Here is a 22,444-nt window from a genome sequence, read left to right as displayed (position 1 = left end):
CACAAAAGAGTTGCTTTCCACCTTAACTGCCCCATATCTCCGGATTTTCACCCCAAAGCTTCAATTGTTCCAGTTCTTCTTCCCGAATGATCGAGTTTTGAAGCGCTACAGCCAATAAACTTGAGTAATCGGATAGTGCAAATGCCTTAATGTCGTGTTCTTCAAGCATCCTTTTCCCTTTTTCTAACTCGTAGGTAAAAATAGCAGCCACCCCTAATACGTCGCAGCCCGCTTCTCTTAAAGCGTTCACAGCTGTAATACAACTGCCGCCTGTCGAGATGAGGTCTTCAACCACGACCACTTTTTGACCAGGCGCAGCTTTCCCTTCAATCTGCTTTCCTTTTCCGTGAGCTTTGGCTTTCGAGCGAACATAACACATCGGCAGGTTTAGTTTTTCACTTACCCATGCAGCATGTGGAATTCCAGCTGTTGCAGTCCCTGCAATGACTTCCACATCCGGAAACTGCTCTTTAATAATCTCAACAAGACCCGTAGAAATCTCATCCCGCACTATAGGGTAAGATAAGGTCAGTCGATTATCGCAATAGATTGGCGACTTTATTCCCGATGACCATATAAATGGCTCCGACGGGTTTAAAAATACGGCTTCGATGTCTAATAATTTTTTGGCGATTTCTTGTTTCATTCAGAGGCCCTCCCATTCATGTACAATTCGTTCATATGCTTCAACCGGATTACTCGTTCCTGTAATACTTCTTCCCACGACAATATAGGAAGAACCCATTTCTTTTGCCATACGTGGTGTGGTGACTCTTTTTTGGTCTCCTTTTTGATCATCTGCCAACCTGATCCCCGGAGTGACCCGAATAAAATCTACACCACAATGTTCTTTTATAAGAGAGGATTCGTGAGGAGAACATACCACTCCATCAAGGCCCGCCATTTTTGCGAGTGTTGCATAATGTAAGACAGATTCATTGATCGTTTTAGGTATTAGTTGCTCTTCCTGCATTTGTTCTTCCGTTGTTGACGTTAATTGAGTGACGGCAATCAATTTTGTGCGTGAATGATTAGCAGGTGTGCCGGCATGTAAACCCTCTAACGCCTTCTCCATCATCATACCGCCACCTGCAGCATGCACATTGATCAGGTCAAGGTCGAACCCTGCAAGTCCCTTCATGGCGCCATATACTGTATTGGGAATGTCATGTAGCTTCAAGTCCAGGAAAATACGATGATTTTTATTTAAAATCTTTTCGATGATAACCGGTCCATTTTGAAGGTATAGCTCCATACCGACTTTTACATTTAAACTCTCTGAAAATTGATCTAAGAAGATTGATGTTTTCTCCCATGATGGGAAATCAAGAGCAATAAACGGCTTTTGATTCATGCTTCCCCCAGCTCCTTCCGGTCAATTGGGATATATGCTCCACTCCCAGTTCGTCAAGTAATGGCGGTAAATCTTTTATGATACGCTGACACACGAATGGATCCACGAAGTTTGCTGTACCGACGGCTATGGCACTTGCCCCAGCATAAAAGTATTCAATCACATCTTCAGCAGTTTGTATGCCACCCATCCCGATAATCGGAAGATCCACTTGTTGACTTACTTCATAAATCATACGAATCGCAACCGGTTTAATGGCTGGTCCGGATAACCCCCCTGTTTTATTTGCCAGGATCGGCTTTCCTGTCTTCATATCCAGTCTCATCCCGAGGAGTGTATTGATCATTGTCAGGCCGTCTGCTCCCCCTGCTTCAACTGCCTTGGCCATGTCGACAATATTGGAGACATTCGGTGATAACTTTACATATAGTGGGACCTGCGAGACTTCTTTTACTCTCTCGGTCAATTCTTTTGCCACTTCTGGGATGGTGCCAAAGGCTATTCCCCCTGTTTTTACATTTGGACAGGAGATATTCAATTCAAGGGCCTTAACGTTTTCTGCGGTTGAGATGACTCTTGCCACCTCCACGTAATCCTCCATCTGAGACCCCGCCACATTAGCGATGATCGGTACATCGTACTTGGAAAGCCAAGGAAGTTCGTTTCTCATCACACCTGTGAGCCCGGGATTTTGTAACCCGATCGCATTTAGCATACCGGCATTCGTCTCAGCAACCCGGGGAGTCGGATTTCCAAAGCGCGCTTCTTCCGTAGTAGCTTTGATCATAATCGCTCCAAGCTCGCTTAAATCATAGAACTGACTGTATTCGCGTCCAAAGCCAAAGCAGCCTGAAGCCGGCATGACAGGGTTTTTTAATGTTAATCCTGGTAATTCGATTTGTAATGATTTCATAATTGCACCACCCCTACTGGAAATACAGGTCCGTCACTGCAAACCTTAACGTAGCTTGACCCTTGTGGATCATCCTGTTTGTGACAAACACAAGCGAAGCAAGCACCAATCCCGCATCCCATGCGCTCTTCTAAAGAAATGAAGCCGCGTCGGTCACCCAATTGTGATTGAAGTGCTTTCAGCATCGGTGTCGGACCACACGAATAGAACACATCAAAGGCCGGTGCTTTTTCTCGAATAACGTCTGTTACAAACCCGGTAGTTCCGAGGGTTCCGTCCACTGTAGCGACAAAGGTTTCACCCAATTCTCTGAACTTGTTCACATAAAAACTCACGGATTCAGTTTGAAAACCGAGGATGTGTTTCACTTTCCAACCATTTTCAACTAGCTTTTTAGAAAGACCGTAGAGGGGAGGAACTCCAATTCCTCCACCTACTAATAGAGCAGTCATACTCCTACCTGCTACTGTGAATCCATTTCCCAAAGGTCCTAATACGTCGATCCTTTCATTACTTATCACTTGCGAAAGAAGGTTAGTTCCCTTCCCTTCTGCACGATAGATCAATGTTATGGTGAGTTCTTCGTGATTATGGGAGGCGATGGAAATCGGTCTCCTCAGTAAAGGGTCGATTCCCGTTCCCACTTTAATATGGATAAATTGTCCTGGAGCTTTGATCTCTCTCACCAATTCTCCTTGTAGAACTAATTCAAAGATGTTTTCAGCTATTCTTTTATGAGAAAGCACCACCATCTTTTCATTTACGATCATTGAAAAACCGCCTCTCTCGTTTTCGGTTGTGACGGAAGAGCCTCAGCAGAGAATGTCATGGATTCAATCACTCGCAGGATGGCTTCTGCTGTGTCCAATGACGTAAGACATGGGATGCCGTTTTCTACTGATTCTCTACGGATTCTAAATCCGTCCCGGGCAGGCTGTTTTCCTTTTGTCAAGGTATTGATGACCAGTTGTGTTTCTCCACTTTGGATGATATCCAACAGGGTTGGTCCACTGGATCCGATCTTATCCACTTCACGTACGGTAATATTTGCTTTTGTCAGATGCTCGGCCGTACCTTTTGTTGCAAGGATTTGATACCCGATATCGATAAAGCGTTGCGCCAGGAGAACCGCTTCGTCTTTGTCTTTATCCGCTACGGTCATTAGTACAGATCCATATTCTTTCATTTGCATTCCTGCTGCAACCATTCCTTTGTAAAGGGCTTTTTCCAAAGTAAGGTCTTTCCCCATTACTTCACCTGTTGATTTCATTTCAGGACCTAAAGTGATGTCCACCCGTCTTAGTTTGGCAAAGGAGAATACAGGAACCTTCACATATACACCATGTTTTTCAGGTATTAATCCTGATTCATATCCTTGATCCTTAAGGGAGATTCCTAGAATGGACTTGGTTGCAATATTCGCCATCGGTACATTCGTGATTTTACTGATGAATGGCACTGTACGACTGGAGCGTGGATTCACTTCCAGAACAAATACTTCGCCTTTCGAGATGACATATTGGATATTCAGTAACCCCACAATGTTTAGGCCTTTCGCGAGTCGTGTTGTGTATTCGACAATGGTTTGTTTCTGTTCCCCTGTCAGCTGCTGTGGAGGATATACCGCGATGGAATCTCCGGAATGAACTCCAGCCCGTTCGATATGCTCCATGATTCCAGGGACTACTACGTCTACTCCGTCAGAAATGGCATCCACTTCAATTTCTTTTCCGATCAGGTAACGGTCGATTAAAACCGGATGTTGCGGGTTCACCTTTACTGCGTTCTTCATGTATTGAAGAAGCTCTTCTTCTCGGTAAACAATTTCCATCGCTCTTCCACCAAGGACGTAAGACGGTCTGACCAGCACAGGGTATCCGATGTTTTCTGCGATCTTAAGGGCTCCTTCAACAGATACCGCTGTCTTTCCTTCAGGTTGAGGAATGCCAAGTTCGTTCAGAGTGTGTTCGAATTTATCCCGGTTTTCTGCACGATCTAAATCTTCAAGTGATGTACCGAGAATCGTGACTCCTCTTCTCACCAGCTCATCTGCCAGATTGATCGCGGTTTGCCCACCAAATTGCACGACAACTCCCTTAGGCTTTTCAAGATCGATGATGTGCATGACATCTTCTACCGTGAGAGGTTCAAAGTATAATTTATCCGAGATGCTGAAGTCTGTCGAAACCGTTTCTGGATTGTTATTTACGATGATCGCTTCATACCCCGCTTCTTTAATGGCCCAGACAGAGTGAACGGTTGCGTAATCAAATTCTACTCCCTGACCGATCCTGATCGGTCCTGACCCAAGAACGATGACACTCTCCCGGGAAGTGACCTTGGATTCATTCTCATCCTCATATGTTCCATAGAAGTAAGGAGTTTCTGATTCAAACTCAGCCGCACATGTATCTACCATTTTATAGACAGGTGTTAAATCATTTTCTTTTCTCCAGCTATACAATTCTGCTTCTGTACTATTCCATAGCTTGGCAATGGTGATGTCTGAAAAGCCCATTCGCTTTGCTTTTTGTCCCAGCTCGAGATTGAAGGGATGTAAGGTTAATTCCTGTTCGAATTCTACGATTCTATTCATTTTATACAGGAAGAAAAGATCGATTTTGCTCCAATCATGAATGGTTTCAATCGTCACTCCTCTTCTAAGTGCTTCTCCGATATAGAAGAGTCGTTCATCTCCTGCTTTGCGGATTCTCTTCTCGATCCACTCGTCTGTAAATTGTTCAGCATCACTTAACTCCATATGATACGTATTGCTTTCGAGGGAACGAATCGCTTTAAGAAGTGACTCTTCGAACGTTCGGCCAATCGCCATTACTTCACCGGTTGCTTTCATCTGCGTACCGAGGTTACGCTTGGCAGCTTCAAATTTATCAAACGGCCATCTTGGAATTTTCGTCACCACATAGTCCAGTGCAGGTTCGAATGATGCATATGTTTTACCTGTTACAGGATTCATCATTTCATCCAGGGTAAGTCCTACTGCAATTTTTGCTGCAAGCTTCGCAATTGGGTATCCCGTTGCTTTTGATGCTAGTGCAGAGGAACGGCTCACCCTTGGATTCACTTCGATGATGTAATACTGGAAGCTGTCCGGATCAAGGGCAAGCTGGACGTTACAGCCCCCTTCAATCCCTAATGCTCGGATGATCTTCAAGCTTGTATTACGGAGCATTTGATACTCCCGGTCACTTAGTGTTTGACTTGGAGCTACGACAATCGAATCTCCCGTATGGATTCCCACCGGGTCGATGTTCTCCATATTACACACCACGATGGCATTATCGGCTGCATCTCTCATAACCTCGTATTCAATCTCTTTAAAACCTGCGATACTTTTTTCCAGTAGACATTGAGTTACCGGGCTGTACTTCAGACCTGAGGTTACAATTTCGATTAATTCTTCTTCATTGTGACAGATCCCTCCGCCGGTCCCACCCAGTGTGTAGGCAGGTCTTACGATCACTGGAAAGCCGACGCTTTCTACGAAATGAAACGCTTCATCCACCGTTCGGATGATTTCGCTCTCAGGAACCGGCTCCCCGAGTTCATTCATTAAATTTCTAAATAAGTCACGATCTTCTGCCTTCTCTATTGCCGAAAGCTTCGTTCCGAGAATTTCCACTCCGCATTCTTCTAAAACTCCTGATTTAGCAAGTTCAACAGCCAGGTTTAATCCCGTTTGACCACCTAATGTAGGAAGAACCGCATCCGGACGTTCTTTACGAATGATTCTACTGACAAACTCCAGCGTCAGTGGCTCGATATACACTTTATCTGCCATTTCAGCGTCGGTCATAATCGTAGCAGGGTTTGAATTTACGAGGATGACACGGTACCCTTCCTCTTTTAAGGCGATACATGCTTGAGTCCCCGCATAATCGAATTCTGCCGCTTGTCCTATGATGATGGGTCCGCTCCCGATAACTAAGATGCTTTTGATTTCTGTACGTTTAGGCATGTTGAATCTCCTTTCTTTTCTCTTCTTTCATAAGTTGTAAGAAATCATCGAATAAGTAATTTGAATCCTCAGGTCCTGGAGATGCTTCCGGGTGATATTGAACAGTGAAGGCAGGGTAATCTAAATGCTTTAAACCTTCTACTGTTCCATCATTGATGGCCATGTGAGTAACTTGAAGTCTTGTTCCTATCAATGACTTTTCATCTACAGCATAACCGTGGTTCTGGGAAGTCAGTGCTACTTTTCCAGTTTTCAAGTCTTTTACTGGATGGTTGCCTCCTCTGTGACCAAATTTCATTTTGAAGGAGTCGCCTCCACACGCGAGAGCAAATAATTGATGCCCTAAACAAATTCCGAATAGGGGAATTTCTCCCAGGAGCTCTTTAACCGTTTCTATTGCTTCAGGTACATCTTTCGGATCCCCCGGCCCATTTGAGAGCATGATCCCGTCAGGCTGCAAACGACGAATCTCTTCCGCTGATGTATGGTAAGGAACCACAATCACGTCACAATCACGCTTGTTTAATTCTCTCAGGATTCCGTGCTTCATCCCAAAATCCATTAACACGACACGATATCCTCTTCCCGGACTGGCATATGCTGTTTTCGTTGAAACCTGCATGACTTGATCGGATCTTAGTGCAGTATCATGCAATTTCTCAAGCATTTCTTTTGGATCCAACTCTGCTGAACAAATGATGCCTTTCATTGCCCCATGCTGTCTGATGATCCTTGTTAACTTTCTTGTATCGATATCTGAAATTCCTGGAATACCTTTTACTTTAAATAATTCATCCAAAGTTGATTCATTTCTCCAATTTGAAGGGAAATCTGCAACTTCTCTCACGATGAACGCTTTGATAGCAGGTGTGATGGACTCAAAATCGTCACGATTGATTCCGTAGTTCCCTACGAGGGGATAGGTCAAAGTGACAAGCTGTCCACAGTATGATGGGTCTGAAAGAATTTCCTGATATCCTGTCATACTTGTGTTGAAAACCACTTCTCCAATCGTTTCTTTGTTCGCTCCAAAGCCTTCTCCTACGAATACTGTTCCATCGTCTAAAATGAGTTGTCTTTTCATTGTTTGTTTCCTCCTTCATTCCATACAAGAGATCCCTGATAAAAAGTAGCTTTCGGAAAGCCTCTGCACTCCCATTCTTTAAACGGAGTATTTTTTCCTTTTGATAAAAATCCGGCTGGATCAATCACTTTTTGTTCATTTAAATCAATAAGCGTAAAATCAGCTTCTCCTCCTACTTCTAGTAGTCCAAACGGAAGGTTAAAGGCTTTGCTTGGTTTAATCGTCATCCAATCAATTAGCTGCTTTAACGTGAAGATTCCCTCTTCTACAAAGCGTGTGTAGAGTAACGGAAAGGCTGTTTCCAATCCAACAATTCCGAAAGGAGCGAGCTGCATCCCTTCAGATTTCTCTGCTTCTGTATGAGGTGCATGATCCGTCGCGATAAAGTCGATGGTGCCATCCAGCAACCCTTCTATTAACGCTCGCTGATCTCCTTTGCTTCTAAGAGGCGGGTTCATTTTGAAATTCGGATCAAGTCCCGGAATATCTTCTTCGCATAGGAGAAGATGGTGTGGTGTTACTTCAGCTGTCACATTGATCCCGGCATTTTTAGCATCGCGGACCACTCTTACTGACTCTTTCGTTGAGATATGACATACGTGATAATGTACGCCTGCTGCTTCTGCTAGCAGCACATCCCGGGATATATGTACGGCTTCACAGATTGAAGGTATTCCTTTCAGGTTATATTCTTTGGAGAATGTTCCATCATGGACCGCTCCTCCATAAATCAAGGTATTCTCTTCACAGTGGGCGACTATGGATGCATTGATTTCTGCTGCCTTCTTCATGGCTTCAAACATCATGCCTGCTGATTGCACCCCTACCCCGTCATCTGTGAATGCAAATGCCCCATTTTCCTTTAAGGAAGGTAAGTCATTAAGCGTTTTCCCAATTTGTCTCTCTGTGATGGCGGCATAAGGTAACACGCGAACACTTGCTGTTTCAGAGATTTTCTTGTTAAGGGCTTGCAGATTTTCTACTGAGTCAGGTACGGGTCTTGTATTAGGCATTGCAGCGATGGTCGTGAAACCACCCTTCGCAGCAGCTTTTGTTCCCGTTTCGATTGTTTCTTTGTGCTCGCCCCCCGGTTCTCTTAAATGGACATGAAGGTCAACAAATCCTGGGGAAATCAATAATCCATCCGCTTGAAATACCTGGTGATTGGTACGTTTGAGGTCTGTTCCCATCTCGATGATTTTCTGATTCTCCACCTTCACATCCACTATCTCAAGATCACCATTCTTTGCTAAAGTACGTGCATTTCGGATTAACCAATTCATTTCAAATTCCCCCTAGTTAGTTGATTTCAAGTGCTCTCTTTAAAACAGCCATTCTGACGTATACTCCATTTTCCATCTGCTTAAAGATTCTTGATTGATCACATTCCACCAATGAATCTGCAATTTCAACTCCACGGTTGACCGGTGCCGGATGAAGAATGATACCGGTTGGTTTCATTCGCGATTTTCGACTTTCCGTCAAGCCAAAGCTTTCATGGTATTCCTCTTTCGTTAAGCTTGATGTACTATCGTGTCGCTCATGTTGAATTCTCAGTAACATGACCACATCCGAATCTGCTATACATTTATCTATCGGCATATATTGATCTCGATCCTGTGATGGGAACCATTCCTTTGGTCCAGAGAACATTACTGCTGCTCCCAGCTTTGTTAACGCTTCTGCATTGGATCTTGCCACTCGGCTATGGGCAATGTCTCCAATGATCGATACCTTAAGTCCTTCAAACCCTCCAAATTCCTGACGAATGGTCAGAAGGTCCAGTAGGCATTGAGTAGGATGATTGCCACATCCATCTCCTCCGTTGATGACGCTTATGTTAAGTGGTGCAAGTTCATCGAAATATCGTTCAAGTGAGTGCCGGATGACTACGGTTTCTACACCGATGCTTTCTAATGTTTTTACCGTGTCATACAAGCTTTCTCCCTTTTGTACACTTGAAGTCTGTGCTTCAAATGGAATGACCTCGAGTCCAAGCTTCCTTTCCGCCATTTCAAAACTGCATTTCGTCCGGGTACTTGCCTCGAAGAAAAGATTGGCTACATATTTATTGGAGCCTTCCTTCCATGTTTCTCCCTCTTTAAAGCGTTCAGCTGCATCTAATATTTTTATGATTCCCTCTTTTGTTAAATCATTCATTGTCAACAAGTTCTTCATCATGGGACAACCCTTTCTTCTCTTCTTTCAAAAAAACACCCTGTCAATTTTCTGACAGGGTGTTTTTGAACATTCCAACAGGGACAGTGCGAAAAATCTCACGTGCCTGTCTTGTTCAAATTCACCCTTCTTAGACTCTCTGGACCATGTTAAAAGGTGCATCTATGCAACATCATGCTGCTTTGTATTTTCTTCTTCGAATAAGTTGTTTTCCCCTTCGCTTTCTTCTCTACCTGGTAAGACAAGGTTTAGAAGAACTCCGACAATCGCTGCAAGTGCCATCCCTGATAAGGATACCTGCTCGTTGACCTTCACGAATGCCCCTCCTACCCCGATCACCAGGATCACTGAGGAAATCACCAGGTTTCGCTTGTTTCCTAAGTCTACTTTGTTATCAATCAGCATTCGCAGTCCGCTAGAGGCGATGATTCCGAACAGAAGGATGGACACTCCACCCATGACGGCTGATGGAATCGATCCAATCAAGGCTGTTATCTTCCCGATAAACCCGAACATGATGGCAAGAACCGCGGCTCCTCCGATGACGAAAACGCTGAATACCCTTGTTATGGCTAATACTCCAATGTTTTCACCGTACGTTGTATTTGGTGGTCCACCGAGGAAGGATGCAATTACAGTTGCTACCCCATCCCCAAGAATGGAGCGGTGAAGACCTGGCTTTTCAATGAAGTTTCGTCCTACTACTTTACTTAGAACCATCTGGTCTCCAGTATGCTCTGCCAAGGTTACGAGGGCAATAGGTACCATGATGGACACGATTTCCCAAGAAAAGCTTGGCGTGTAGTCAACGAATGGGATAAAGAAGTCCGGCATTTGTAAGAGTGGCGCATCCAACACTTGTTGAAAGTTCACTAATCCCGCAAAAACCGCTATGATATACCCTCCAACGATTCCGGCTAAAATCGGCACCATTCCGAGAAAGCCTTTAAAGTATATCGAGCAAATCACGGTAATGCCCAAAGTGGCAAGAGCCACCATGAAGTGTATGTTGCTGTATACCAATTCTTCTGCTCCAGGATTTTCATACATGGCCATATTAACAGCCGTTCCTGCCAGTCCTAATCCTATAACCATAATCACAGGCCCTACAACTATCGGTGGAAGAATCCGCACAAGCCATTTCAGCCCCAGCTTTGAGATGAGCAATGCTACGATTCCGTAAACTATCCCGGCGAGAAAGCTTCCCATCATGGCCGCCTCAGGACCTCCAAAGCTCTTTGCAGCTAAGATAGGTGCGATGAATGCAAAGGATGATCCTAAGTAAGCAGGGATTCTTCCCCTTGTGATCAAGAGATAGGCAAGTGTGCCTAATCCACTTGAGATAAGGGCAACCCCAGGGCTTAGCCCTACCAGGAATGGAACTAACACAGTAGCCCCAAACATGGCGAATAGATGCTGGATACTCAATGTGATCCATTTTCCTAATTTCGGTACTTCTTCAACGTCTAACACAACCGGATGATTTTGATTCATTTATGTTTCCTCCTCTAATACCCAAATTCCCCATAAAAAAACCCTCTTTGTCCTAAAGAGGGCACAAAGAGGGTACAAGAAGGCCTATATCTACCTTCATTCCCATCCTTTGTCAGCCTCACGGGACCACTCTTAAAAGGACTTACGTTATTCTTTTTCGTGAATTGCAACGATATCTTCCTGATCGACCTCTGTTAAGGCAACCATGATTTTTTCTGAGCTTGATGTTGGAATATTCTTTCCGACAAAGTCTGCCCTTATCGGTAATTCTCTATGTCCCCGGTCAACCAGTACTGCAAGTTGAATTTGACTTGGTCGTCCAAGATCCATTAATGCGTCCAAACCTGCCCGGACCGTTCTTCCTGTGAATAATACATCGTCTACCAGGATGACTTTCTTGTTCGTAATATCAACAGGCAGGTCAGAACCTTTGACCTCTGGTTCATGATCCTCTGTTTTCTTAGATAAATCATCCCGGTATAGGGTGATGTCTATTTCCCCTACGGGAATTTGCTCACCTTCAATATCATGAATTCGCTCAGCTAATCGATTAGCGATGTAAATGCCTCTTGTTTTGATACCAACCAAAATACAATCTTCAATTCCTTTGTTACGCTCGATTATTTCATGGGCTATTCTTGTCAACGCCCTTCGAATGGCGGGTTGATCCAGAACCGTAGCTTTTTTAGTCATTTACGCCACCTCGTTTCTTAAAAATAAAAAATCCCTCTCACCGTAGGGATGAGAGGGCACACTTATCGTTATGATCTGATTGCACGCCAAAATGATTTGGTCGTACATGCTCCTTCTCAGCCTCACGGGACCGTATTAAAGGTTACTTATTCAATTAATTCAATTAACTAAATCATAAAGGTCCAGTCGAAATTTGTCAACGATTATTTTCAAGATGCTTCACAAGTTTAGTGAACTCCTGAGGTAACTCCGCGTGGAATTCCATATATTCTTCTGTTCTTGGATGGACAAATCCTAACACTCCAGCATGAAGGGCCTGTCCTTCTATGCTGAATGTCTTTCGTGGTCCATACTTTGGATCCCCCGCAAGCGGGAAGCCGATATACTTCATGTGCACACGGATTTGATGCGTTCGTCCCGTCTCCAATTCACATTCGACTAATGTGAAATCCTTATAGCGATCCAGCACTCTGAAATGTGTCACCGCTTGTTTGCCGTTATCCACTACAGCCATACTTTGGCGATCTTTAGGGTCTCTTCCGATCGGAGCATCAATGGTGCCGTATTCATGGGGAATAAGGCCATGAACTATGGCTGTATATTTTCTTGTTACGGATTTTTCTACCAGCTGATTAACCAAATGCTCGTGAGCCATATCATTTTTCGCCACCATCAGTAAGCCTGAAGTGTCCTTATCTATACGGTGGACGATTCCTGGTCTTAGAACTCCATTAATGCCGGATAAATCCTTACAGTGATACATCAAACCATTCACCATTGTCCCTGAATAATGCCCGGGTGCAGGGTGAACGACCATTCCCTTTGGCTTGTTTACAACTATGACATCCCCATCTTCATAGGCAATGTCAAGATTGAGGTCTTCCGGTTCTACATCCAACTCTTCGGGTTCCGGGATCGAAACCTCGATTAATGCATCCGCTGGACATTTGAAATTAGGTTTTACCGCCTCACCATTCACTTTAATATGACCTTCTTTTATCCATTGTTGAACCTGTGAACGGGACCATTCCTTGTTCAACTGACTTACGACTTTATCAATTCGTTCTCCCTGGTTTTCCTGCTGTATGTTGTGCTGAATTACTTCCATTTTTGTTCTCCTTCTTTGCTTTTCGTTCGTCTAAATACATGTAAATTAGTAACAATGCTACTCCAATGGTTAATGCTGCATCGGCAATATTAAAGATCGGAAAATCATAGGAAAAGATGTATGTATTTAAGAAATCAACCACTTCTTTTCGAAAGACACGGTCAATAAAGTTTCCAATAGCTCCACCAAGCATAAAGGCTAAACTTAAACTGAATAAAGAATGTCCTTTTGCATGGACTTGCATATAATACACGATACCTACAATCACTACTACTGTAATAATGTAAAAAAACCACATTTGCCCTTGGAGTATTCCCCATGCTGCACCTTGATTTCGATGAGAAGTAAGATATAAAAAATTGTCTATGATCTTTATACTTGCTCCTTCTGTCATTCGTTTCACAACCAACCATTTTGTTAATTGATCGAGTCCAATCACAACCAAAGCCAATAAATAATAAAACACAAAGGCAACCTCCGAACATCGTAAAATGATTACCTTTGCATTTTAGCATAAAAGGGGAAATAAAGACACTTAAACTAAATGTGGACGATGAAACCCGCTTAAGTCTTCAGGAATAAGATGAGATTTTTCCAAATCGTCTCCATTCCAATGCACCGTGAAGCGTTGTGCAGGTAGGGTTCATCTTAATGAAATCAAAGGGTATTTCTTCTCCGCTCATTTCACAGTAGCCGTATTGATTATCTCTAACACGATTTAGGGCTTGTTTCACTTCGGTAATTTCATCATCAATATACTGCTGAATTAAAGGATGTTGAGATCGACTTGCCTCTAGCTCTTTCAAGGATGTTGTAAGCTCTTGAACAATGGATGTGTATCGGTCATATGTCATCTTTGATCCCTCCATTCATAGTATGGGGGAAACACACCTGAAAATTGCGTTGCAAGATATAGCAATTTTGGAATTAGAAAAGGACAAATAAAAAAGGCTGACTCACATAATATGCGGCCAGCCTTTCGATATTATTATGCCAGGTGAGAATAGCTTTCTTTTACTACTGATGCACAGCGTGTGCAAAGCGTAGGATGATCCTGATCCTCGCCTACTGTGGTTGTAACAACCCAACAGCGGTCACATGTTTCACCCTCGGCTTTTTCGACGACAATATTGTTTTCACCAAGACTTAATGCATGTTCTGGTGCCGCGTTCACTGCTCCACCGATTTCAAAGGCGGAGACGATGAACAATTGTTTTAAGTCTTCCTTAATGGAACCGAGTAAAGCTTGCGTTTCATCATTCACGTAAAGAGTCACTTTAGCCGTTAATGATTTCCCGATCAACTTCTGATTACGAGCTTCTTCAAGACCTTTTAATACATCATCTCTTAACTCCAGGAAAGCATTCCATTTCTTCTTCAACTCATCAGCATTTCTTAACTCTTGCACTTCAGGCATATCAGTAAGTTGAACACTTTCTCCCACTACTCCAGGGATATGAGCCCACACTTCATCAGCTGTATGAGAAAGGATTGGAGACATCAGTTTCGTTAGAGCAACCAGGGATTCATATAACACAGTTTGAATGGCTCGACGCTCGTCATGATTTTCTGACTCGATATAAAGAACATCCTTTGCAAAGTCTAAATAGAATGAACTTAAATCAAGCGTACAGAAATTATTTACAGCGTGATAGATGCTTGCAAATTCATATTTGTCGTATGAATTTCTCACATTTTTCACTAGATCATTCAACTTCACAAGCATGAATTGATCCACTTCTCTTAATTGATCGAAGGATACCGCATTGGTACTTGGGTCAAAGTCAGAAAGGTTTCCTAATAAGAAACGGTACGTATTACGGATTTTACGATACACTTCAGCCACTTGCTTCAAGATTGGATCTGATACTCGAACATCTGCTTGATAATCAACCGATGCAACCCAAAGGCGAAGGATATCGGCTCCAAGCTGCTTCATCACTTTTTCAGGAACGACTACGTTCCCTAATGATTTACTCATTTTTCTTCCGTCACCATCAAGAGCAAATCCATGACTTAACACGCCTTTATATGGAGCTTTCCCTGTCACTGCTACACTTGTAGTCAAGGAAGAGTTAAACCATCCGCGATATTGGTCAGATCCCTCTAAATAAAGGTCTGCAGGACGCTGAAGGTCATTTCTTTCTTCAAGTACGGCTTGATGTGAAGAACCTGAGTCAAACCAGACATCCATGATATCCTGTTCTTTCGTGAACTTCCCATTCGGACTTCCTTTATGGGTAAACCCTTCAGGTAGAAGATCCTTCGCTTCTTTTTCAAACCAGATGTTTGAACCGTGTTCACGGAAAAGCTTTGATACATGCTCAATGGTTTCATCTGAAATGATTTCCTGGCCATTCTCAGCATAAAATACCGGGATTGGCACTCCCCATGCACGTTGTCTTGAAATACACCAGTCTCCACGGTCTCTGACCATATTGTACAGGCGTGTTTCCCCCCAAGCAGGCACCCATTTCGTTTCATTTACAGCTTCCAGCAGTTCTTTACGGAATTTATCGATTGACGCAAACCATTGTGCCGTCGCTCTAAAGATAACAGGCTTTTTCGTACGCCAATCATGTGGATAGGAGTGTGTGATAAAGTTAAGCTTTAACAATGCTCCTGTTTCCTGTAGCTTTTCGGTAATCGGTTTGTTGGCTTTATCGTAGAATAAGCCTTCAAATCCAGGTGCTTCTGAGGTCATTACTCCTTTATCGTCTACCGGACATAACACATCCAAGCCATATTTCCTACCTACCAGGAAGTCATCTTCCCCGTGTCCTGGTGCGGTATGAACACACCCTGTACCTGAATCAGTCGTAACATGTTCACCAAGTACAACAAGTGAATCCCGATCATATAATGGATGTTTTGCCACGATATACTCAAGCTCCGCGCCTTTAACCTTTTTGGATACTGAGTAATCTTCCCATTCCAGATTCTTCGCAACTTCTTCCAGTAAATCCTCTGCTACAACATAGCTGCTTTCATTCACATTTACAACGACATAGCTTAGATCTTCATGCACGGCAATTCCCAGGTTGGCAGGAATCGTCCAAGGAGTTGTCGTCCAGATGACTAATTGAGTCCCTTTTTCAAGAACACCCTTACCTTCTGTAACGGCGAAGCCGACGTAGATGGAAGGAGAACGCTTATCCTGATACTCGATCTCTGCTTCTGCTAAAGCAGATTCACTTGATGGAGACCAGTACACTGGCTTTTTACCTTTATAGATATAGCCTTTCTTCGCCATATCACCGAATACTTTAATCTGTTGAGCTTCGTACTCAGGCTTTAAGGTAATATATGGATTATCCCAATCACCACGTACCCCTAATTGTTTGAACTGAGTGCGTTGGTTATCAACTTGCTTATAAGCATATTCTTCACACAATTTACGGAACTCTGCGATAGTCATTTCCTTACGCTTTACGCCTTTATTCGTTAACGCCTGCTCAATTGGTAAACCATGAGTGTCCCAGCCTGGAACATATGGTGCATGGAATCCGCTCATGGATTTATAGCGGACGATAAAATCTTTAAGAATTTTATTTAATGCGTGACCCATATGAATATTTCCATTGGCATATGGAGGCCCATCGTGAAGAACAAATAAAGGACGATCACTCGTTCTCTCCTGCACTTTTTGGTAAATATTCATTTCTTCCCACTTCGTCTGTGTATCCGGTTCGCGTTTCGGTAAATTTCCTCTCATGGGAAATTCCGTCTTCGGCATCAATAATGTATCTTTATACTCCATGAAATCTTCCTCCTAAACGTTTCTCTTAATTGCCATCTTTTCTAAATCCCGCGATTCTTAATCAGGCTATCCCTTTTGGAAACAAAAAAAAGCTTTCTCGTCCCTGGAAAGGGACGAGAAAGCTTTTCCCGCGGTACCACCCTCATAAAGATCTAAATCGATCTTCACTCGTATTGATTCGTAACGTGAACAAGACGCTATTCATTACTCTCCAGAAGTGAATTTCATGAGTAGAGCTCGAGGGTGATCTTCCGTACCTTTGTTCCTTGTCGGGCTTACACCGTCCCCGACTCGCTAGAAAGGAAATATCATAAGAAACGTACTGTCCCTGTCTTAGCCTTCATTATGGCAATTTAGATTGTTGTTCAATTATATGAAAGTATTGCGCTTTTCGTCAAGACAATGTCTCTTCTTCTTTTAATGTTTTTAAATCTGTTGCGTCCAGATCGAATTCCATTAATTGATCCCAGTCATTGGTATCAAGTAAATCAAGCTGGGCTTCGATTAACATTTTGAAACGAGTTCGGAACACCTTTGACTGCTTCTTGAGCTCTTCAATCTCAATGGCAATCTTACGGGCTTTGGATAATGATTCGTTAACGATGCGATCAGCATTCTTCTCGGCTTCCTTAATTATCAGCTTCGATTCTTTCATTGCATTACGCTTAACTTCTTCCCCTGCTTCTTGAGCAATGACGATTGACTTGTTTAACGTTTCCTCGATGTTTGTAAAATGACCTAAACGTTCATTCAAGGAGTTTAAACGTTCTTCCGTTTCCTTCTTCTCGCGGATAAGAATTTCATAATCCTTAATAATTTGATCTAAAAATTCATTAACCTCGTCCTCATCATAACCACGAAAGCCACGACTAAATTCTTTATTATGTATGTCTAATGGCGTTAAAGGCATGGGAGCCACCTCCAGTACTTGGTGAATTACATATTTATTATAACTAAAATTTCGACAGTATGTGGGAGAATCCCTTTAATTTTCTTAAATTATTTCAGTATTCCCACAGAAATTCGCCATTTATCCCGTTTCGTTCTTCCTTCAATGGACAATAACTTACTTCTTCCATACCCTCTTGCTGAAATTACATCCCCGGCTTCTACTTCAAACGAGGCATTTTCGACCGTTTTCCAATTGACTTTTACATGATTGCTTTTAATCAATGTTTGAGCTTTTTGGCGGGAATCATTATAGATTGCTGCGAGAACGACATCTAACCGCAGGGAGCTTACAGTAGTCACTTTTTCCAACCATTCTTCCTTACTTTCGATTCGATCCTTCATTGGAATATCCTTCATGGAAATCTTTGCTTTGCCTATTTGAGTGAGTTCCATCCGGACGTATTCAGAAATCTCACCTGCGAGCATGAGTTGAATGGTATCGTCCTCAGCTAAAATATCCCCGAATTTTTCCCGTTTCAACCCTAATGACATGAGAGTCCCTAATACCTGTCTATGCTCTATTGTAACAAACTTGGACGGGTACTGTATTTCAAATAACTTAATACCAAAATCTTCTTCTTCAGGCTGAAAATAAGGGGGATACAATAACGCTCTTTTCCGTTCCGTATTTTCCGGATAGAAGGAAAGGATGATATCATCGTTATTTCCAATGACGGACTCAACAATATGCTGCTGCCTTGGGTCCAAAAAGTCCGTTCGTTTCGCTGTATATTGATTTTCCACTGCCAGTTTCCACTCCAGTACAGCATCCACAAACTCTCTCTCATCCGGCCTGAAATGTTGATAAATTGAAGACACAACTTCACCTCCTATGTAATTTACCCAAAATAAAAGAACTGAAACTGTTCATCCGGTTTCAGTTCTTTAAAGGATATTTGATCGCATACTCGCCGATTAAATCAGCCATCTAAATAATTGGTATAAACCAGATTGTGCCAAGTTCAACACAATGAATGCCACGATTGGTGAAATATCAATCATTCCGATCGATGGAACAAAACGTCTGAATGGTTCTAAGTACGGTTCGCATATTCTTGCAAGGAACTGTCCAATCGACGTCTCCCTTGCATTTGGAAACCAGGACATTAATATATAAATGATTAAAGCCCAGGAGTATATGCGAATAAGGTTGTATAAAATCTCATAAAGCATCACCATAATTTACATTACCACCTCGAATCTGATAGATCTTCCTCTTTAAGGAACTCAGAGATATTCCCGCTCACTTCCACATTATCAGGCGTACAAAGAAAAATATTATCTCCAACTCGCTGAATGTCGCCGCCAATTGCGTACACAGTTCCACTTAAGAAGTCGACAATGCGTTTTGCTTGATCATGTTGAATCCGCTGTAAGTTTACAAGGACAGAGCGTCTATTCTTTAAGTGATCAGCAATTTCTTGAGCTTCAGCGTATACTCTCGGCTCAACCAGTATCATCTTAGAAGACTTTTGAACACTTTGAAGACTTACAACATTTTGTTTCGAATTTGAAAGCGACTGCGACTTCATGGGCTTTTTCTCCTCGTATTCTTCTTCAAACTTTTCTTCTTCATAATCATATTCATCTTCATCCAGCAAAAAGAACGTTTTAAACTTTGACTTGATACCCATTTGTATTCATCCCCTCTCAGTCATTTCCAACTAATGCAGTTCCAATACGAATAAACGTAGCTCCCTCTTCGATTGCAATCATGTAATCATTGCTCATCCCCATTGATAATTCTGTACAAGGGGCATAAGGAAGGTTTAATGCGTTGATTTCTTCCTGGATTGTTTTCAACTGTCTAAAACAAGTCCGTAAGAATGGTTCATCGTCCGTATGTGGAGCCATTGTCATTAATCCTACGACATTAATATTTGTGAAGTCTTTTAGACTCACAATAAATCCTTTTACTTCTTGAGGTGATAACCCATGTTTAGAATCTTCTCCAGAAACATTCACTTGAACAAAACAAGACACAGGCTTGTCCGCTCTTTTATGAATTTCTTTGGCTAGTGACAGACGATCCAGAGAATGTATGTATGATACTTTATCAATGATGTTTTTTACTTTTCTAGATTGCAGAGATCCAATAAAATGCCACAGGGGCTTGTCTTGTAGAACTTCCTGCTTGGAGAGCAGTTCTTCATCACGGTTCTCACCTAAGTGAATAAGGCCGGCTTCAACCGCTTCTTCGGCTCTCTCGATTGAAACGTATTTAGTGACCGCTACAACATGTACGTCTTCAGGGTTTCTTCCACTGTTCTTACATGCATTTTCAATATTTTTCTGGATGATTATAAACTTTTCAGATACCTTCATCTTTTATTCTCCTTCCAGCCAATGAAGCTCATGATTCTTCCTGTTTTACCACCATCTCTTCTGTATGAGAAAAACTCATTGTGACAGGATGAACAATAACTAGAAGTGTGGATTTGTTCAGCATTTAAACCAGTTTGCACTAAAAGCTGTTCATTCAACTTCTTTAAATCGAGGTAATATTGTCCCTCTTCCTTTAAATTATAGGGTAAGTTGTTTTCATCTTCTAGTGTTTTTTTCACTTTATCGATCACATAGTCATCAACTACATAGCAATTCTTACATATGGATGGCCCGATCACAACCTCCAGGGAAGACTTGGAGGCCCCTTGCTCCATATATGCATCGACCATTTTGGGCCCTATTTGTAAAACAGTACCTTTCCATCCGGCATGTGCCAATCCGATTGTACCCGAATCTCTGTCCAGAAAATAGAGAGGAACACAATCCGCATAGCACATCGTTAATAGAATATTCTCATCTCCAGTAATAAAACCATCCGTATCCTGAATACTGGTGTGATAAAGCTCTGCACCTTTTCCCTTGTCTACTTCTCCTACTTGATGAATGTTGTTTCCGTGGGTTTGTTCAGCAGCTGCCCACGATTCAACAGGCATCATTAAACTGGAAGCAAGTAATTGACGATTATGAACCACTGAAGATTCATCGTCTCCTACGTGCAATCCCATATTGAAAGAGTGAAATGGTCCGGTACTGACACCACCCCATCTTGTAGTGATCCCTGCAACTAGCCCAGGATTATTTTTCGTCCATGTACCTATAGAATAATAAGATTCTGTTTCTCTATTAAAAGGATCCTTTGACACGTTGAATCTCCCTCGTTTTTATTAAGTGTACCATATTCTCTGAAGATTCGTCATGTATCGGGGGCTTGTTTCGGTTCCTGCAGTTGACCTTGAATATAATGACTTTCTTTATATCTGACCAGAATAACATCCTCCCCTATTTTTACAATACTGCTCCAAGGAATCACAATATCTTCATCTTTTCCGAAGAAACCCAATATCTTTCCTCCACCTCCGATGACAATGGCCTCAATTCTTCCAGTATCCAGGTTAATTTCTATATCCCCTATATTCCCTAATTTCCTTCCGTCAGATATACTCACGACATCTTTCACCTGAAATTCAGATATACGTACCATCTGTTTTCACCCTCTCTTCTTGTTGTTTCTCATTCTGTACCTATATGTTCAAAGACTGTTCATTCACCCAATTCAAGTAGTTATTACTAGTGTATGCAACAAAAAAAAAGGCAGACCTACCCGAAGGAGATCCGCCTTTCTTTTCTTTTGTCCAGCTACAAGGCTTAGAAGCTCGAGGTCATAAGTCAAACCATCCAAAAAGGCAAAGAACGCCTTTCCGGATGGTTTGCCTTATGCTTTTCGCTTCTGGGCAAAGCCCTTCCGCTTTTCTTTTGTCCAGCTACAAGGCTTAGAAGCTCGAGGTCATAAGTCAAACCATCCAAAAAGGCAAAGAACGCCTTTCCGGATGGTTCGCCTTATGCTTTTCGCTTCTGGGCAAAGCCCTTCCGCTTTTCTTTTGTCCAGCTACAGGGCTTAGAAGCTCGAGGTCACAACGGGAAACCCCCATAAGGCATAGAGCGCCTTATGGGGGTTTCCCATTTTACTTCGGGGCTGATCGAGCCGCCTACGCTTTTCTTTACTTATTGAATATTTTTGTTCATTTGTTTGATTGCTGCTTTTTCCAGTCTTGATACTTGTGCTTGTGAGATTCCGATCTCGTCAGCCACTTCCATTTGAGTTTTCCCTTGAAAGAAGCGTTTGCTGATAATCAATTTTTCACGATCATTTAATCGTCTCATTCCTTCTTGAAGAGCAATTTCTTCAATCCAATGGAAATCGCGATTTTTTTCGTCGCTTAGTTGATCCATCACAAATATTGGGTCTCCTCCATCATTATAAATGGGTTCAAACAAAGAGACGGGATCTTGTATAGCATCCAATGCAAATACGATTTCCTCGTGGGATACATCAAGAACTTTGGCAATTTCTTCTGCAGTTGGTTCTTTGGATGTTTCCCCCATTAATTTCTCTCTTACTTGTAGAGCCTTGTACGCAATATCTCGTAGTGAACGGGACACTCTTATTGGATTATTGTCTCTTAAATATCGACGGATTTCCCCAATGATCATCGGAACCGCGTATGTAGAGAATCGAACGTTTTGACCTAAATCAAAATTATCGATGGATTTCATTAATCCGATACACCCTACTTGAAATAAATCATCAACATACTCACCACGGTTATTAAAGCGTTGAATTACACTTAAGACGAGGCGCAAATTCCCATTTACAAGTTTTTCTCTTGCGGTAATGTCGCCCGCTTGCATTTGCTTGAATAGTACTCTCATTTCATCGTTTTTGAGAACTGGTAATTTGGAAGTATCTACACCACAAATCTCGACTTTATTACGTGTCATTCTTTCCCCTCCTTGTAGGAGCTGCTGTACAAAATTCAGTATTTCCTTGAAGAGGAAAAATATGCATTTCATTCTGACGAGTAACAGTTCATACTCTCCAAATCCCTTAAGATATCAGGATAAATTCATATAAAAAAATTTTAAT

At 42.3% G+C, this 22,444-nt stretch carries 22 protein-coding genes and 1 other annotated feature; all 22 genes read right to left on the bottom strand.

The window, feature by feature from the left end:
• Window positions 1–22 precede the first annotated feature (22 nt).
• The 22 genes from pyrE to sigG all read right to left on the bottom strand — a co-directional run bounded on the left by pyrE (window position 23) and on the right by sigG (window position 22,299).
• Window positions 23–646, bottom strand: coding sequence for an orotate phosphoribosyltransferase (gene pyrE / locus ACYH0O_RS10020; RefSeq protein WP_482632123.1), 624 nt, complete (start codon window positions 644–646; stop codon window positions 23–25).
• On the bottom strand, window positions 647–1,354 hold the full coding sequence (pyrF, locus tag ACYH0O_RS10015) for an orotidine-5'-phosphate decarboxylase (RefSeq protein WP_482632122.1): 708 nt from the start codon (window positions 1,352–1,354) through the stop codon (window positions 647–649).
• Window positions 1,326–2,267, bottom strand: a complete 942-nt coding sequence (locus ACYH0O_RS10010) for a dihydroorotate dehydrogenase (RefSeq protein ID WP_482632121.1) — start codon at window positions 2,265–2,267, stop codon at window positions 1,326–1,328. The genes pyrF and ACYH0O_RS10010 overlap by 29 nt, the downstream gene beginning before the upstream one ends.
• Window positions 2,264–3,037, bottom strand: coding sequence for a dihydroorotate dehydrogenase electron transfer subunit (locus ACYH0O_RS10005; protein WP_482632120.1), 774 nt, complete (start codon window positions 3,035–3,037; stop codon window positions 2,264–2,266). Before ACYH0O_RS10005 ends, ACYH0O_RS10010 begins: the two co-directional genes overlap by 4 nt.
• Window positions 3,034–6,246, bottom strand: a complete 3,213-nt coding sequence (carB, locus tag ACYH0O_RS10000) for a carbamoyl-phosphate synthase large subunit (RefSeq protein ID WP_482632119.1) — start codon at window positions 6,244–6,246, stop codon at window positions 3,034–3,036. Before carB ends, ACYH0O_RS10005 begins: the two co-directional genes overlap by 4 nt.
• Complete coding sequence (locus ACYH0O_RS09995) at window positions 6,239–7,330, bottom strand: carbamoyl phosphate synthase small subunit (RefSeq protein WP_149155455.1); 1,092 nt, start codon at window positions 7,328–7,330, stop codon at window positions 6,239–6,241. Before ACYH0O_RS09995 ends, carB begins: the two co-directional genes overlap by 8 nt.
• On the bottom strand, window positions 7,327–8,613 hold the full coding sequence (locus tag ACYH0O_RS09990) for a dihydroorotase (protein ID WP_482632118.1): 1,287 nt from the start codon (window positions 8,611–8,613) through the stop codon (window positions 7,327–7,329). The genes ACYH0O_RS09995 and ACYH0O_RS09990 overlap by 4 nt, the downstream gene beginning before the upstream one ends.
• Before the next feature lie 16 nt (window positions 8,614–8,629).
• Entirely contained in the window at window positions 8,630–9,508 is an 879-nt protein-coding gene (locus tag ACYH0O_RS09985) for an aspartate carbamoyltransferase catalytic subunit (RefSeq protein ID WP_482632538.1), read from the bottom strand.
• Window positions 9,509–9,670: 162 nt separating this feature from the next.
• Window positions 9,671–11,002, bottom strand: coding sequence for a uracil-xanthine permease family protein (locus ACYH0O_RS09980; protein ID WP_482632117.1), 1,332 nt, complete (start codon window positions 11,000–11,002; stop codon window positions 9,671–9,673).
• Between the two features lie 147 nt (window positions 11,003–11,149).
• Window positions 11,150–11,695, bottom strand: a complete 546-nt coding sequence (pyrR, locus tag ACYH0O_RS09975) for a bifunctional pyr operon transcriptional regulator/uracil phosphoribosyltransferase PyrR (protein ID WP_113968281.1) — start codon at window positions 11,693–11,695, stop codon at window positions 11,150–11,152.
• Between the two features lie 196 nt (window positions 11,696–11,891).
• The gene (locus ACYH0O_RS09970) at window positions 11,892–12,803 is read right to left on the bottom strand and encodes an RluA family pseudouridine synthase (protein WP_482632116.1); all 912 of its coding nucleotides are present in this window, start codon (window positions 12,801–12,803) and stop codon (window positions 11,892–11,894) included.
• Window positions 12,751–13,269 (bottom strand): signal peptidase II, encoded by a 519-nt coding sequence (gene lspA, locus ACYH0O_RS09965; RefSeq protein ID WP_482632115.1) that lies wholly within the window; start codon window positions 13,267–13,269, stop codon window positions 12,751–12,753. The genes ACYH0O_RS09970 and lspA overlap by 53 nt, the downstream gene beginning before the upstream one ends.
• 106 nt (window positions 13,270–13,375) lie before the next feature.
• Window positions 13,376–13,657: a hypothetical protein gene (locus ACYH0O_RS09960; RefSeq protein WP_149155449.1), complete on the bottom strand. Its 282-nt coding sequence runs from the start codon at window positions 13,655–13,657 to the stop codon at window positions 13,376–13,378.
• A gap of 134 nt (window positions 13,658–13,791) precedes the next feature.
• Complete coding sequence (gene ileS, locus ACYH0O_RS09955; protein WP_482632114.1) at window positions 13,792–16,563, bottom strand: isoleucine--tRNA ligase; 2,772 nt, start codon at window positions 16,561–16,563, stop codon at window positions 13,792–13,794.
• 106 nt (window positions 16,564–16,669) lie between these two features.
• Window positions 16,670–16,907, bottom strand: a binding site (T-box leader).
• A gap of 50 nt (window positions 16,908–16,957) precedes the next feature.
• A complete protein-coding gene (locus tag ACYH0O_RS09950) occupies window positions 16,958–17,473 on the bottom strand; it encodes a DivIVA domain-containing protein (RefSeq protein WP_098350955.1) in 516 nt (171 codons plus the stop codon).
• 89 nt (window positions 17,474–17,562) lie between these two features.
• Complete coding sequence (locus ACYH0O_RS09945) at window positions 17,563–18,333, bottom strand: YlmH family RNA-binding protein (protein ID WP_482632113.1); 771 nt, start codon at window positions 18,331–18,333, stop codon at window positions 17,563–17,565.
• Between the two features lie 96 nt (window positions 18,334–18,429).
• Complete coding sequence (locus ACYH0O_RS09940; protein WP_149155446.1) at window positions 18,430–18,693, bottom strand: YggT family protein; 264 nt, start codon at window positions 18,691–18,693, stop codon at window positions 18,430–18,432.
• An 8-nt stretch (window positions 18,694–18,701) separates the two neighbouring features.
• Window positions 18,702–19,148, bottom strand: coding sequence for a cell division protein SepF (locus ACYH0O_RS09935; RefSeq protein WP_149155445.1), 447 nt, complete (start codon window positions 19,146–19,148; stop codon window positions 18,702–18,704).
• 16 nt (window positions 19,149–19,164) lie between these two features.
• Window positions 19,165–19,839 carry a YggS family pyridoxal phosphate-dependent enzyme gene (locus ACYH0O_RS09930; RefSeq protein ID WP_149155444.1) on the bottom strand — a complete coding sequence of 225 codons (675 nt, stop codon included), beginning with the start codon at window positions 19,837–19,839 and terminating at the stop codon, window positions 19,165–19,167.
• Window positions 19,836–20,663: a peptidoglycan editing factor PgeF gene (gene pgeF / locus ACYH0O_RS09925; protein WP_482632112.1), complete on the bottom strand. Its 828-nt coding sequence runs from the start codon at window positions 20,661–20,663 to the stop codon at window positions 19,836–19,838. Before pgeF ends, ACYH0O_RS09930 begins: the two co-directional genes overlap by 4 nt.
• Window positions 20,664–20,713: 50 nt before the next feature.
• Window positions 20,714–21,001 (bottom strand): YlmC/YmxH family sporulation protein, encoded by a 288-nt coding sequence (locus ACYH0O_RS09920; protein WP_148968672.1) that lies wholly within the window; start codon window positions 20,999–21,001, stop codon window positions 20,714–20,716.
• 521 nt (window positions 21,002–21,522) lie between these two features.
• Window positions 21,523–22,299 carry an RNA polymerase sporulation sigma factor SigG gene (gene sigG / locus ACYH0O_RS09915; RefSeq protein ID WP_113968293.1) on the bottom strand — a complete coding sequence of 259 codons (777 nt, stop codon included), beginning with the start codon at window positions 22,297–22,299 and terminating at the stop codon, window positions 21,523–21,525.
• Between the last annotated feature and the right edge of the window lie 145 nt (window positions 22,300–22,444).

It is taken from the genome of Rossellomorea sp. H136, from assembly GCF_056838065.1.
Note: the sequence above shows the minus strand (reverse complement) of the source record. Positions and strands in the feature narration are given on the sequence as shown.